Raw genomic sequence first — 13410 nt, forward strand, 5'->3', positions numbered from 1 at the left:
CTTGACCCCCAGGGAAGGACGACATTTCCAAGCGAGCAAAGCCAACGCACCACGGACACGCCAAGAGGACAACAACAATGCCTATCATCAAGCATCGATTTTCGTTTAGCCTGAACGCCCTCACTTTCAGCGCTGCGGGTTTTCTTACGCTCGGTCTGGTGTCGCCGGACTCGGAAGCACAGGCCCGACTGGCCATGGGCGGCACCCACAGCGGCTCAGCCTTCTACTCCTACCAGGTAGCCGTGGTATCCGATTGGAACGACAACGTTGACGGCGTCAACATGAGCATCCAGGAGCTGGGAGGTGCCTCGGCATCGACCCAAGGGCTGCTACGCGGCGAAGTCGACATGGGCATCGCGGTTACATCTTCCGATCACCAGGCCATGCAGGGCGAGGGTGAGTATGGCTCGCCGGCAGAGAACCTGCGCACCCTGTATTTTTTCGCACCGCTGCCGCTGAACTGGGTCGTTTCGGCCGATACAGACATTCATTCGCTGGAGGACCTGGAAGGCCAGGATTTTAACTCCGGTGGCCGGGGCACCGCGACCGAAGGACAGACCGAGACGGTGCTCGAGATTCTGGGTATCGAACCCGAGTACTATCGCGCCGGGGCCAGCGATGCGCTGGATGCCTACCAGAACCGGCGTCTTGATGCCTTCGTCAAGGCCGGCTTGCATCCCGATGGTTACATTCAACAGGCGCATTCATCACGCCCTGTGCGGTTGCTTTCGATGTCTCAGGAGCAGGCGGAGCAAGTCGCAGATGCACGCCCCTACTTTAGCGTCGGTGAAATCGATGCCCAAGATCATTACGGCGAGCAGCAAAGCCCCTTGGTGACCATTCAGACTGGCATTGGTATCAACACCACCAGCGAGTTGGACGAGGAGACCGCCTACGGCATCGTTGCGCAAGCGTTCTCCGAGGCTGGCATCCAGGCGGCTGCCGATGGTTATGCGCCGGCTGCTGCTATCGACCCGGTGCAGCTGACGCTCAATGCGAGCGTGGCGCCGCTACATGCAGGCGTGGTGCGCTATCTCGAGGAACAGGGCCACGACGTTCCAGAGCGTTTGATTCCGCCCGAATATGCCGAGTAACTACCGACTTGGCGAATATTTCTACGTCGCATGGTAGGCGGAGTAGGGCCTGGGGCTCTGCTCCGCTTGTCGATAGTGAGTTCGGGATGTCGGGGCTTCTTCTATGAGTTCAGATGAGCGCATCACACATTTACGCCGCTTCAGCGGAGTGGCAGGCTGGATTGTCGGAAGCCTGGCATTGGCATGGATTCTGTTTCACGTCGTGACGGCTGGTGTGGGCACGCTTCCTAATTATCAGCAGCGTGCTGTCCATCTGGGCGGAGCGCTGTTCTTCGTGTTTCTGCTCTACCAGGGGCGCCCCCGTTTTCCGCGCCTGCAACTGTTCCTCCTCGACCTGCCTTGTGCCTGTGCCTGCGTTGTGCTGTTAGGTTACGTGTTCGTCAATTATGACGCTATCGTCATGAGCAACTGGTACGTGAACGAAGCGATAGAGAAGGTCTTTGGTGTGTCGTTGTTCTTACTGCTACTTGAGGCGGTACGGCGGACCCTGGGTTGGATGTTTGTCGGGCTGATCACGCTATTTTGCTGTTATGCCTACTTTGGGCCCTATCTTCCGGACCCGTTCGGGCACAGAGGCCTTTCACTCGAGCGGATGATTTACGTTTTCTATCTGGGCAACAACGGGGTGCTGGGCACGCTTATGGGGATTTCTGCCACAGTGGTGGCACTGTTCCTAATTCTGGGGGCGTTGCTCAACGTCAGTGGGGCAGGCGATACCTTCATTCGCATTGCCATGCGCCTGGGGGGGCGTTTACGTGGCGGGGCGGGCATGGTGGCGGTTATCGGTAGCGCCTTCATGGGCATGATCAACGGCAGTACGGTGGCGAACGTGACCAGTACCGGCGTACTGACCATCCCACTGATGCGACGGCTGGGTTTTAATCGCAACCTGGCTGGCTCTATCGAGGCTGTCGCTTCCACTGGCGGACAGATCATGCCGCCCATCATGGGCCCCGGCGCCTTCTTGATGGCGGAGTTGCTGGGAATCCCCTATCTGGAGGTGGTCAAGGCTGCCCTAGTGCCGTCGGTGCTGTTCTTTACTGCGTTGCTACTGGGGGTCTATCTGATGGCCCGTCGCTACGGGCTGGAGGCGCTGCCGCCGCAACTGATCCCCACACGCAGGAAGGCCTTCGAGCCATGGGCCATGGCCAACCTGCTGATACCGATCATGGTGTTATTGTTTTTCATTTTGCAGCATTACACCATTCAGACGGCGGTGTTCTGGTCGCTGATGTCGATCCTCTTCATAATGACCATCAGCTCGCTGCTGCCGCAACGTCAGAGAGTTACCGAAGTCAGCGATCGCTCGCGTGATCTGGCAGGGCTCGAGGCGCCGTCGCCACGGCCAAAGGAAGCATCGGTGCAAGGACGCGTGGCCGAGTTACTTCGTGCCACCTATGATGGGCTTTACAGTGCCTCGCTCAGCGTGGTTTACATTGCTATGATTATCGCTGCCGCTCAGGTGATGGTTTCGGTGATCAACCTGACGGGGCTTGGGGTTACGCTGTCGCAGGTAATTCTCTCTATAGGCGGCGATTATCTGATCGTCTCGCTGCTGCTGACCATGGCGTTGGCCATCGTGCTCGGCATGGGAATGCCGACCCCGGCGGCTTACGCGGTGGGAGCCGCGGTGCTGGCTCCGCCCTTGTTGAATCTAGGCTTCGATCGCCTTCCGTCTCACCTTTTCCTGTACTTCTTCGCCAGCGTTTCGGCGATCACCCCGCCGGTGGCGGCAGGGATTTTCGCCGCTATAGCGATCAGCGGAGGAACCTTCCTCGGCACTGCTCGCTATGCGCTGACGTTGGCCTGCAGCCTTTTCCTGCTGCCGTTCCTGTTCATTCTCAACCCTGAACTAACCCTGGCCGGTGATCCATTGACTATTGTGCTTGCCGTGCTCAGCGCGATGGTGGGCATCGGTTTCCTGTCGGTGGCAGCCATTGGCCAACTGGGGGAGAGCATGAGATTGCTGCCTCGGCTCATGGTAGGCGCCGGGGCTATCGTCATGGTCACCCCCGGCCTGTGGTTTGACATGGTCGGCATGGTGGGCTTGCTGGCAGGGCTGTGGCTTCATCGCGTGTGGTTCAGTGCAGGCTGCTTCAATAAAAGCCCCAATGCTCGAAAGCGTACAGGTATGACCCGATAGGCGCAGCCTAGGTAGCTGGGTTGGAAGAGTGACGGAGACAGCCCTGTTATCAGCGGGGCTGTCTTTTTCTGTGATGCATGAGTTTGCATTCTGCTGCGCTAACGAGCCTTGGTCCTGGCGGTTTTCGTAATGGCTCTCGCACACTCCATCAACGGCGGACCTAGTTGGCTTAATGCATCTTGGAGGGTCCAGCGGCTGGTCGGTGTCGTGATATGAACGGCAGCAACAGGCATACCCGCAGCATTTAACACCGGTGCGGCGATGTTCAGGTCGCCAAGAAAGAATTCGGCATTATTCCAAGCCACACCGTGTGTCTTGCACTCCTGAATGATCTGCACTAGCTCGTCGACATCTGTCACCGTATCGGGTGTATGCTTCACCAGTTCGGTGCTTGCCAGGTAATCGCGAACCATTGTTTCAGGCAAAGCCGACAAGTATGCACGCCCTGATGCCGTGCAATACATGGGCAAGCTGCTGCCGATGGGCATGTGGATGGGGATGTAGTGGCGGCTGGTGAATCGTGCAACGTATACCATGTCATTACCACTGGGCTCGGTAAGAGACACCGTTTCCATGCATCGGTTGCTGAGATCCGATAGGTAGGGATTGGCGCAGTCCACCAACAGGTCGGCTTCGAGGTATTGTGCAGCGACTGTCATAATCTTGATACCGATGCGGTACTTACGGGTGCCGGGCACACGCTCCAGGTAGCCAAGCTCCTGCAGGGTATGAGTAATCCGCTGTACCGACCCCATGCTCATACCGCTAAGTTCAGCCAGCTCAGACAGGCTCATCTGGCTATGGTGCGCATTGAACAACCCGAGAAGGCTGAATGCCTTCTCTATGGATTGATTGAATAGCGCCGAGCGACTTGCATCCCGTTCTGTTGTTGTCATGTCGCGATTTCCTTTGACTATCGTTCCAGCCAGTCCTTGACCCGATAGTAGTTTACGACGCTTCCGACGTAGAACCGCTGGAGCCCATGCAGCGGAATCTGCCTAACTGTGCTGATGGGGAAGGGCAGGTGATCTTGCAGCGAGTCGCTTCCCAGGTATTCACCAACAAGCTTGCCCAGATGGGTTCCCATCCCCACGCCACGACCGTTATACCCCAGCGCCACCGTGAGCCCAGGCGCTGGCTGGTGGACATGCGGGATGGCGTCGCGTGTGAGCGCCACGCGACCCGCCCAACGATATTCGATCTCGACCCCTCTCAACGCCGGATAGAGCTTATGGATGGCCCGTTCCAGATGACGAAAGTCCTGTGCTCCTTTGGGGTCATGGAATGGCCCACGGCCGCCCATTAGGAATCGGCCCGAACTGTCGCGACGAAAATATAGCAATAGCTTGCGAGCGTCTGAGGCTACTTCACCTTCTGGCAGAATATTCTTTCCTTCTGCCTCGGTCAGCGGCCGGGTCGCTATCTGGAAGCTGTTGGCAGCAATCAGGCTCTTCTCCAACCCTTTCTGCAAACCACCCGTATACCCGTTGGTGCATATAAGCACCTGGTCGGCCTCCACCTTCCCTCGGTTGGATAGCGTAACCTGCCACCTGCCCGCCTCACGGTTGATGGATTCAACCGCAGAGTGCTCGTAGAGCTTGGCGCCAGCATGTTCCGCAGCACTGGCCAGCCCACGTGCATAGGCTAGGGGGTTCAACCCGCCAGCCCGCGGATCAAGCCAACCGCCGAGATAAGCTTCAGAGCCCAAGCGCCGAGAGCACTCGGCGCGATCGAGCCACTTTACCTCTACCCCCCGGGCAGCCCACTGCTGGGCTCGCGACTGGGTCACTTTCAAGGCAGTATGCGTCGCTGCAGGCTGGATCCAGCCATTACGGGTGGCCTCACAGCGTATGTCGTGTCGCTTGATCAAATCGAAGACAACGTCACTATTGCGTCCGCTGATGTCAATCATCCGCTCCCCGAGATCTCGACCATAACGAGCGATTAGCTCATCCGGATCATATTTCAGTCCCGGTATCACTTGGCCACCATTTCGGCCTGACGCACCCCAACCAACAGAGCAAGCATCGACGAGCGTTGCGTCGATCCCCCGTTCTGCGAGTGCCAGCGCAGCAGACAAGCCTGTGAATCCGCCGCCGACCACCAGTACGTCAGTTCGTTGTTGCCCCTCCAAGGGAGGGCGAGGAGGGGGCGGTTGTGCCGTATCGGCCCACAGCGAAGGCGGCATGTTGGTATCAGTCATTAATCGAATCCTTCCGTTCTTGCGCTGTGTCAGTGATTGAGTACACGCCTCAGGAAATCCTGCGTGCGCTCATGTTGTGGCGTGCTGAGAACTGTCGAAGCAGCCCCCTCCTCGACAATCTGTCCGCCATACAGGAAGCACACTCGGTCAGCGACCTCTCGGGCAAAGCTCATCTCATGGGTGACTACGACCATGGTCATGCCTTCTTCGGCAAGGTCGCGCATGACCTTAAGCACGTCACCCACCAGCTCAGGGTCCAGGGCTGAGGTTGGTTCATCGAAGAGAATCGCATCAGGTCTCATCGCCAAGGCACGAGCGATGGCCACGCGCTGTTGCTGCCCCCCGGAAAGTGACTGGGGGTAGGCGTCTATCTTGTCGCCAAGACCAACTTTTTCGAGTAGCTCGATGGCGTGCAGACGGGCTTGTTGGCGGGGTTCGTGCTTGACGTAGACAGGACCCTCCATAACGTTCTCCACTACTGAGCGATGGGGGAACAGGTTGAAACGTTGGAAAACCATTCCGACTTTCGTCCGCAGTTCGTTGATGTCCTTCTGATCCGTATTCACGCGGCGGCCGTTGATGGTTATTTCGCCATCGTCATAGCTTTCCAACCCATTGACGCAGCGAAGCACGGTGGATTTCCCTGAACCCGATGGGCCAATCAAGCAGACTACCTCGCCAGGTTGTACCTCTAGGCTGACGCCCTTGAGCACTTCTGTGTCACCGAAAGACTTGTGGATGTTGTCGATGATTATCACTTGCCGCCTCCCTTGGCTGACTTGCCGAAATAACGCTCCAGGCGGTTAACCCCGAATATCAGCGGCAGGCTGAGGGCCAAGTACATCAGCGCCAACATGGTATAGACCGTAGTGTTCTGGAAGGTGGAGGCGGCAATCAGCTGTCCGGCACGCGTCATTTCAGCGACCGTGATGGTGGACGCCAGGGAAGAGTCCTTGAGGATCATCACCGAGGTGTTTCCGTAGGGCGGCAGAGTGATGCGGATGGCCTGAGGCAGGATGACCCGACGCATGATCAGGCGGCTCTTCATGCCGATCGATTTAGCTGCCTCTATCTGTCCTGAATCAATCGCTTCGATACCGGCGCGAAAATTTTCCGCCTGGTAGGCGCTATAGGCGATGCCCAGCCCAATGATGCTCGCCTGGAAGGCGCTTAGCTGGATGCCAAGCTCGGGTATCACGAAATAAATATAGAAAAGCTGCACAATGATGGGCAGGCCACGGATCACATTGATGATGGTACCTGCTGTCACTGCGAACACGCGGATTGGCGAAAGCTTCATGAGGGCCAGCAAAAGTCCCAGAACGGAACTGAGTATTAGTGCGCCAATCGTAATCTGAACAGTGACAACTGCGCCCTTGAGCAGAATAGGGAAGAACGCTGCGACGTCAGAGAACTCCATAAGATGCCTTCTGGTAGCCATGCGCTCACCGTGCGCGGCATCGCAGTGCGGCCGCTTCAGAGAGCGTCTCGTCAGGGGAAGTGGAAGGGCGCCGGTCAGGGCCGGCGCAGGAGCTTTTTAGTTACAGGCCCCATTCATCGAAGATGGCGTCCAGGGTGCCATCTCCCTTCAGCTTGGCCAGAGAGGCATTAACCTGATCCAACAGCTCGGTATTGTCCTGAGCGACAGCCAGGCCGATATGGCCAACCATCTGCTGGTCATAATCCTCGGCGAGCTTCAGATCGGAAAAGCGACCTTGGTTGAGCTGATAGCTCATGATCGGCGCATCACCCACTCCGGCCACAATCCGCCCAAGCGAGACATCACGCATCATGTCGGCAAGAGTGTCGTAGTTGCGGATCTCGGGGAAGAGGCCCGTTTCCTCAAGCTGACGAACATAGGTCGTTCCCACCTGAGCGCCAATCACCTGACCCTCAAGGTCTTCCAGGTTCGTTATGTCGCCTGAAAAATCGTCTTTGATGATGACGCCTTCCCCATAGGGGTAGATATCATCGCTAAATGCGACTACTTCGGCGCGTTTTGGCGTCTTGAGCATGGCAGCCGAGATGATATCGATCTTTCCGGACGTCAAGGAGGGGATCAGAGCATTGAATGGTGATTCCTGGACAGTGACCTCGTAGCCCATGTCCTCACCGACCGCATTGATCACATCGACCATGGCGCCGGTAATTTCATTGGTCTGCACATCCAGAAAAGTAAAGGGGATGCCGCTGGGTGTGCCGCCGGCGCGGAGAGTTTCCTGAGCTTGCGCGGTGGTGATTCCGCTTATCGCCAAGGTGAGGCCCAGCAATCCCGGTAACAAGAGTTGCTTGGCCCTTTTGGCAGAGCGGCGGGCAAGGACGTTCGGCTGAGCTGAAGAATCGGTGAAAGTCATGGGGCACCTTGTCTAGGTCTTGGATTGTTATCGACAGGTTGTGCATGAGGCACACCTAGACCCTAGACGAGTTCATTTTTATCGGCAAGAGTTAATTGTTATCGCTATGCGATAAAAATAGGTTCCCCAGAGCTTGGGGTTAAGCTCGGTGTGGCGAATAGATAGCGGAGGGCTCCTGGTGACAGGCCGCTGGCTCAGTCGCGAGGCGACTACCATCTTTTCATAGCAAGAATTCGAGAAATTCCAGAATTATTACCTGGCGGTCTCAAGTTCCAAGCGCAACACTATTGAAGGGTGCCCGGTCCAGCGACCGATTTCTTGAGCACCTCGGAATAGACTTCCAGAGGCGTTCGCCAGTCCAATGTCTTGCGCGGTCGTGTGTTCAAGGAATCCGCAATGGCATCGAGCTCTTCCTGGCTATAGACCGACAGGTCCGTGCCCTTCGGCAGGTACTGCCGCAACAAACCGTTGGTATTTTCGTTAGAGCCTCGTTGCCACGGGCTATGGGGATCGGCGAAATAGATGGCCGTCCCGGTCCGTTGTGTGATCTCGGCATGCTGCATCATCTCCCTGCCCTGGTCGTAGGTCATGGAGAGCCGCAAGGCGCGTGGGACCTCGTTCAGCTTGTCGCTGAACCCGATGGCAGCGGCGGTGGCCGTCGTGCCGTCCAGTTTGGCCAGTATCACCAGGCGCGTGGTGCGCTCCACCAGCGTGCCGACAGCGGATCGGTTGTTGGCTCCCATGATCAGGTCACCTTCCCAGTGGCCGGGCATCAGGCGGTCTTCGATCTCGGGCGGCCGCATATGAATGCTAACCAGGTCCGGGATCTGGCCACGCCGGTCTTTACCCCGGCTGCGCGGCCGACGCTTGCCGTTGCCCTGCCGCAAGCAGGCGATGAGCTCTTTCTTGAGAGAGCCTCGGGGCATCACATAGAGCGCGTTGTAGATGGTCTCGTGGGAGACCTGGCGGCGATTATCATCAGGAAACATGAGTGACAGTGTGCTGGCGATCTGCTGCGGTGACCAGTACTGGCGCAGCAGATAGGCGACTAAATCGAATAGCTCGCTGCCGGGATGCAGCTTTGGTTGCTGACGTGGCCGGTGACGCGCCAACCGAGCTCTATAGCCTGCCAGGCTGGCATCGTAGCCTCTGCTGGCATCGACCGTATGGCGAGCAAGCTCCCGTGACACGGTACTTGGCGCGCGCCCCAAGTGAGCGGCGATGGCCCGGATCGAGTGGGTGGTTCGCATCATCATGATGGCGGCTCGGTCTTCAGCAGTGAGGTGGCGATAGCAATGAGGCATGGCAACACGATACCTGATGGGTCAGGTGTTGCACTTCGTCATTGAGACCGCCCCTCCTTGGTTTAGGTAATGAAGGTGGGTTATAGCTTAAGTTGAGGTGTGGTTGCTGATAAGGTGAAGTGTGACGGTATTTACCTGACAGTCGGCCGCTGAAAAGCAGAGTGGCCATAGTGCTCCCCGTGGGTTATAGAACGAGTGTCTGACGCTCGGCTGTAACACCATGAGGAAACGACTATGACCACCGAAGAAAAGGTAGCACGTCGCAAGCTCAGTCTCCTAGAACTGGCCAAGGATCTGCAGAACGTCAGCAAGGCCTGCAAGGTCATGGGCTACTCCCGGCAGCAGTTCTATGAGATCCGTCGCAACTATCAAACCTTCGGCTCTGAAGGGCTGATCGACAAGCTCCCCGGGCCACGGGGACCACACCCCAATCGCGTCAGCGAAGAGATCGAAACGGCTATCCTCGAGCACAGCCTGGCCTTCCCCACTCACGGTCCGGTTCGTGTCGCGCAAGAACTGGCGCTACGTGGCATTCAGGTCAGCTCTACGGGCGTCAGAGGCGTCTGGGGACGCCATGACTTGCTGACCCGTCATGAACGCCTTCTGCGGCTCGAGAGGGCCACACGCGAGCAGAAGATCGAGCTGACCGAAGATCAAGTCCGCCACCTGGAGCGGTTCAGCCCTGAGTTTCGTGAACGGCATATCGAAGTCCATCACACCGGCGAGCTGGTCGCTGTCGACACCTTCTTCGTCGGTACGCTCAAGGGGGTTGGCAAGGTCTATCTCCAGTCCGTCATCGACTGCTTCAGCCGCTACGCCTGGGGCCGCCTCTACACCAGCAAACTGCCCATCACGGCCGTGCATGTGCTCAATAATGACGTGCTGCCCTTCTTCGAGGCTCACAACGCCAAAGTCAGCACGGTACTCAGCGACAACGGCCGCGAGTTCTGCGGCCGTAAGGATCAGCATCCGTATGAGCTGTTCCTTCAGCTCGAAGAAATCGAGCACCGCACCACCAAGGTTCGCCGACCGCAGAGCAACGGCTTCGTCGAGCGGTTGCACCGCACCCTGCTGGACGAGCACTTTCGCATCCAGGGGCGCACCAAGTGGTACGAAGCCCTGGAAGAAATGCAGCAGGACCTGGACGACTATCTGGCCACCTACAACACGAAACGGCCGCATCAAGGCCGCAACATGAAGGGGGCGACGCCCTATGCCGTGTTCAAGAAAGGGCTCCCCAAAGAGACGAAGAAGGAACCCAGGAAAACGGCAGAAAACACTGCTTAACTATAGGGAGCCCATGGGGGCATGTGTCAGGTGAATACCATCACTGTACAGATAAGGTGTTGAGTCCCGAATGGGAGTTTTTCGGGACTCTACTAAAGCTATTTCTCCGGCATAGCAATGTCTTTTTCTACAATATCTCCGTTAACCAGTATCGGTCTGTCATCTAGGAAAAGAGAACAGTTTCTCATTGGAATGTCTAAGTGACACGCAGTGTCATTTGTTCCGCCAAGTTCGCTGTTTGGCCCTGTTGAAAACATGACATTGCCATAAAAACTTCTGGGCTCCATACCCATCCCGCCAGGGAATTCTCCTGGAACCATTCTATGCCATTTGGCATCTCGGTTCATTCCCCAGCCGACGTGACTCATACCAAAGCCACGTTCATCATTGAAATCCCTCATATACGATTTAACGATATCGGCATCAAGTCCTCCACGAATATCAGTGATCCACCCTTTTTCTATCGTGTAGGTGATCGGTTCGCGGACATAGATATTTTGTGGCAGTAGGACGTCACCGGGAGCAACGACGATCTGACCATCAACTCCGTCGTCGTCCCCGCCTGTAAAAACAAACCCTGACGGCCAATGATCCCATCGTCCCGGCTCGTCTGTGCAGGCGTACTCTGTGACAGTAGGGTAAGTGTTTAGTTTGTATGTGACATCCGTGCCATGAGCCGATGTGATACGCATCACCTTTGCTTTAGAAAGAAGCTCGCCGGCTATCTCGACCTTCTCCTTTAGCTCTGGGTTAGGAAGCATTCTGGCCAAAAGCTCCGGGGGCTCTACGACAGTGAGTATGCGCGTCCCAGCTGCCTGTATGGCCATTTGCTCTGGGGAAAAAAGAAGGAAAATACAGTCTATCAGCATGTCGCATTGTTTCAATGCGTCAACTGCCTCAGGCATGGTTGATAAGCTATTGACGCCGACATTCCAGCCTCCAGTAGGTAGTGGCGCTGGCAGGCGCATGTGATACATTTTAGCTCCAAGCCTCTGTCCTGCCGCCATAAATGCGTCAGCGTATTCGATTCTTTCATTTCCCTGCGTTAGTACGATCACTTTTTCGCCTTCATGAACGCCTGACATTTTTAGCTGATGAAGGCAAATTTCTGCAAAGCTCGCCTGGTCCATGATCTTCTCTCCGTTTCACGTAGATGGGTGAGTTAAAGGGTTGGATGTGTCGTGCGAATCTGGATTGAATGAGAGTTCTTTTGGTACATCCGCCTTTGGTAGTTGTGCGTTTTAAGACAGGGGGGCGATTTCGCCCCCCCCTGTCGAGCGCTAATTGCTCTATTGGTTTGACATGGTGTCCGTGTTGCTACTGGACTTTACTCTGAAGTGATGAAGGAAGTTCTATATCGCTTTCCTTCGGCTTCTGTGATTTTTTTGAAAGCTCTTCCTTGATAGCTTCCATAAATCTATCGGCAGAAGTTTGGCATGGTTGGGTAGCAAGACTTACGCCAACGAAAAGTACGCTAGAGACGATGATTCCCCATATCCCAGCGGGGAGTCCCAGGAAGGAGTTGCCGGTGGCGTAGACGAACAGTACGAAGGCGCCGGTGCCCAGCACGCTCACCAGAGCGCCGGCGGCAGTACCGCGTTTCCAATAGAAGGCACCGATGATCGCCGGCACCATGGCCACCAGTCCGGAGGAGGCTGCCACCGACAGTACCGCGATCAGGTCGAGCTGTAGCTCGGCGAAGCCCAGCGCCATGAGCGCGATTACCGGAATGACGATCTTGCCGACCAGCAGCTGACGCTTCTCGCTGGTACCCGGTTTGACATTGGCATAGACGTCACGCGCCAGCATCGAGGAGAGGGTCAGCATGATCGAGTCGATGGTGGAGACCGCTGCGGCCATGATCCCGATCATCACGATAACGCCCAGCACCGGCGGCACGAACTCGGACGCCAGCAGCGATGGCGTGGCCAGGTCAGCGCTTTCCAGGCCCGGGAAGGCGGCCAAGGCCGAGAAGCCCCAGAGGACCGACACCAGGGTGTAGATGAAGCCGAAGACCAGGAAGCCGATCAGCATCTGCCGCATGGAACGCAGCGAGGAAGGCATGAACAGGCGCTGGCTGACCTGGGGATTGGAGAGACTGAAGAAGAACCAAGGGATGGTCAGGCCGAGGAAGGTGATGAAGCTGAACAGGCCGGAGCCCGGTACCGTCAGCGACTGGGGATGCTCGGTGGCCAGGGTATCGAACAGAGCGGCGAAGCCGCCGAGGCCTTGGATGACCAGGAAGGCGACCAGTGTCGAGGCGACGATCATCATGATTGCCTGTAGCGAGTCGGTCCACATGACCGAGCGAATGCCTGCCACATAGGAGAAGAAAATCGCAATCGCCGTGGCCAGCATCACGCCGGTGGTGAAGGGAATAGCGCCGTTGGTGGTGCCTTGCAACAGGTAGCCGACCCCCGCCAGTTGCACTGCCGCATAGGGAATCAGGAAGATGCAGCTGGCGACCGACACTGCCATGGCGACCCGCTTGCTGTTGTAGCGGTGCCCCAACATCTCGCTCGGGGTCACGAAGTTGAACTTCTTGCCGACGGCCCAGAACTTCGGCCCGAAGATGGCCACCAGCGAGACACCCGCAAAGTAGATGATCTCGAAGCCTAGGGCGCCAACGCCACCGGCGTAGGTGAGCCCGGCGAGCCCCACCATCATGAAGGCACTGTAGGTCGTCGCACTATAGCTCAACGCCGACACGAAGCCGTTCATCTGCCGGTTACCCAGGAAGTAGCCCGACATGCTCTCCGACTTGCCTTGGCGCGATAGGATGGCAATGCCGATGGCAATCAAGAGATAGATGGCTATCGACCACCAGATCAGTGACTCAGTCATTGCTGTGCTCCTCGAAGTCCTTGGTGATGAAGAGGTTCAGAGCGATGACCGCGAGACCGGCAATCGACCAGAACAGGAAGCTGCCATACCATGCCTGCACATCGGTCAACAGCGTGTAGGGAACCAGGTAGCAGAGCAGGACAACTGCCCAGACCAGCCATATCCACTTACTTCTTTTCAT

Annotated in this window: 12 protein-coding genes; 3 read left to right on the forward strand and 9 right to left on the reverse strand. The window is 57.0% G+C overall.

What is annotated here, in order from left to right:
• Positions 1-77 precede the first annotated feature (77 nt).
• Together HNO52_RS05030 and HNO52_RS05035 are read left to right on the forward strand one after the other, a co-directional pair.
• Complete coding sequence (locus tag HNO52_RS05030) at positions 78-1094, forward strand: TAXI family TRAP transporter solute-binding subunit (RefSeq protein ID WP_197568102.1); 1017 nt, start codon at positions 78-80, stop codon at positions 1092-1094.
• 103 nt (positions 1095-1197) lie between these two features.
• Positions 1198-3237 carry a TRAP transporter permease gene (locus HNO52_RS05035; RefSeq protein ID WP_197568103.1) on the forward strand — a complete coding sequence of 680 codons (2040 nt, stop codon included), beginning with the start codon at positions 1198-1200 and terminating at the stop codon, positions 3235-3237.
• Positions 3238-3335: 98 nt separating this feature from the next.
• Here HNO52_RS05035 and HNO52_RS05040 read toward each other — a convergent pair whose 3' ends face one another.
• The 6 genes from HNO52_RS05040 to HNO52_RS05065 form a co-directional block, all read right to left on the reverse strand.
• Positions 3336-4133, reverse strand: a complete 798-nt coding sequence (locus HNO52_RS05040) for an IclR family transcriptional regulator (RefSeq protein WP_197568104.1) — start codon at positions 4131-4133, stop codon at positions 3336-3338.
• Between the two features lie 17 nt (positions 4134-4150).
• On the reverse strand, positions 4151-5440 hold the full coding sequence (locus HNO52_RS05045) for an NAD(P)/FAD-dependent oxidoreductase (protein WP_197568105.1): 1290 nt from the start codon (positions 5438-5440) through the stop codon (positions 4151-4153).
• A 29-nt stretch (positions 5441-5469) separates the two neighbouring features.
• Entirely contained in the window at positions 5470-6198 is a 729-nt protein-coding gene (locus tag HNO52_RS05050) for an amino acid ABC transporter ATP-binding protein (protein ID WP_197568106.1), read from the reverse strand.
• On the reverse strand, positions 6195-6860 hold the full coding sequence (locus HNO52_RS05055) for an amino acid ABC transporter permease (RefSeq protein WP_197568107.1): 666 nt from the start codon (positions 6858-6860) through the stop codon (positions 6195-6197). The genes HNO52_RS05050 and HNO52_RS05055 overlap by 4 nt, the downstream gene beginning before the upstream one ends.
• Before the next feature lie 121 nt (positions 6861-6981).
• Entirely contained in the window at positions 6982-7794 is an 813-nt protein-coding gene (locus tag HNO52_RS05060) for an ABC transporter substrate-binding protein (protein ID WP_197568108.1), read from the reverse strand.
• A gap of 284 nt (positions 7795-8078) precedes the next feature.
• Positions 8079-9098 (reverse strand): IS30 family transposase, encoded by a 1020-nt coding sequence (locus tag HNO52_RS05065; RefSeq protein ID WP_197565507.1) that lies wholly within the window; start codon positions 9096-9098, stop codon positions 8079-8081.
• A gap of 234 nt (positions 9099-9332) precedes the next feature.
• Here HNO52_RS05065 and HNO52_RS05070 point away from each other — a divergent pair, with 234 nt between their 5' ends.
• A complete protein-coding gene (locus HNO52_RS05070; protein ID WP_197567144.1) occupies positions 9333-10385 on the forward strand; it encodes an IS481 family transposase in 1053 nt (350 codons plus the stop codon).
• A gap of 98 nt (positions 10386-10483) precedes the next feature.
• Here the strand turns inward: HNO52_RS05070 and HNO52_RS05075 are convergent, their stop codons facing one another.
• The 3 genes from HNO52_RS05075 to HNO52_RS05085 all read right to left on the reverse strand — a co-directional run bounded on the left by HNO52_RS05075 (position 10484) and on the right by HNO52_RS05085 (position 13410).
• The gene (locus tag HNO52_RS05075) at positions 10484-11515 is read right to left on the reverse strand and encodes a 2,5-dihydroxypyridine 5,6-dioxygenase NicX family protein (RefSeq protein ID WP_197568109.1); all 1032 of its coding nucleotides are present in this window, start codon (positions 11513-11515) and stop codon (positions 10484-10486) included.
• Positions 11516-11702: 187 nt separating this feature from the next.
• Entirely contained in the window at positions 11703-13229 is a 1527-nt protein-coding gene (locus tag HNO52_RS05080; protein WP_197568110.1) for a sodium:solute symporter family protein, read from the reverse strand.
• The gene (locus HNO52_RS05085) at positions 13222-13410 is read right to left on the reverse strand and encodes a hypothetical protein (RefSeq protein ID WP_197568111.1); all 189 of its coding nucleotides are present in this window, start codon (positions 13408-13410) and stop codon (positions 13222-13224) included. Before HNO52_RS05085 ends, HNO52_RS05080 begins: the two co-directional genes overlap by 8 nt.

The sequence above is a fragment of the Halomonas sp. MCCC 1A13316 genome, from assembly GCF_014931605.1.
In the GTDB taxonomy this organism is placed as follows: Bacteria; Pseudomonadota; Gammaproteobacteria; order Pseudomonadales; family Halomonadaceae; genus Halomonas.

Coding starts and splice junctions, on each gene's coding strand:
- HNO52_RS05070 (WP_197567144.1), top strand. CDS start 9,333: ATGACCACCGAAGAAAAGGTAGCACGTCGCAAGCTCAGTCTCCTAGAA.
- HNO52_RS05040 (WP_197568104.1), bottom strand. CDS start 4,133: ATGACAACAACAGAACGGGATGCAAGTCGCTCGGCGCTATTCAATCAA.
- HNO52_RS05075 (WP_197568109.1), bottom strand. CDS start 11,515: ATGGACCAGGCGAGCTTTGCAGAAATTTGCCTTCATCAGCTAAAAATG.
- HNO52_RS05030 (WP_197568102.1), top strand. CDS start 78: ATGCCTATCATCAAGCATCGATTTTCGTTTAGCCTGAACGCCCTCACT.
- HNO52_RS05085 (WP_197568111.1), bottom strand. CDS start 13,410: ATGAAAAGAAGTAAGTGGATATGGCTGGTCTGGGCAGTTGTCCTGCTC.
- HNO52_RS05060 (WP_197568108.1), bottom strand. CDS start 7,794: ATGACTTTCACCGATTCTTCAGCTCAGCCGAACGTCCTTGCCCGCCGC.
- HNO52_RS05035 (WP_197568103.1), top strand. CDS start 1,198: ATGAGTTCAGATGAGCGCATCACACATTTACGCCGCTTCAGCGGAGTG.
- HNO52_RS05055 (WP_197568107.1), bottom strand. CDS start 6,860: ATGGAGTTCTCTGACGTCGCAGCGTTCTTCCCTATTCTGCTCAAGGGC.
- HNO52_RS05080 (WP_197568110.1), bottom strand. CDS start 13,229: ATGACTGAGTCACTGATCTGGTGGTCGATAGCCATCTATCTCTTGATT.
- HNO52_RS05065 (WP_197565507.1), bottom strand. CDS start 9,098: ATGCCTCATTGCTATCGCCACCTCACTGCTGAAGACCGAGCCGCCATC.
- HNO52_RS05045 (WP_197568105.1), bottom strand. CDS start 5,440: ATGACTGATACCAACATGCCGCCTTCGCTGTGGGCCGATACGGCACAA.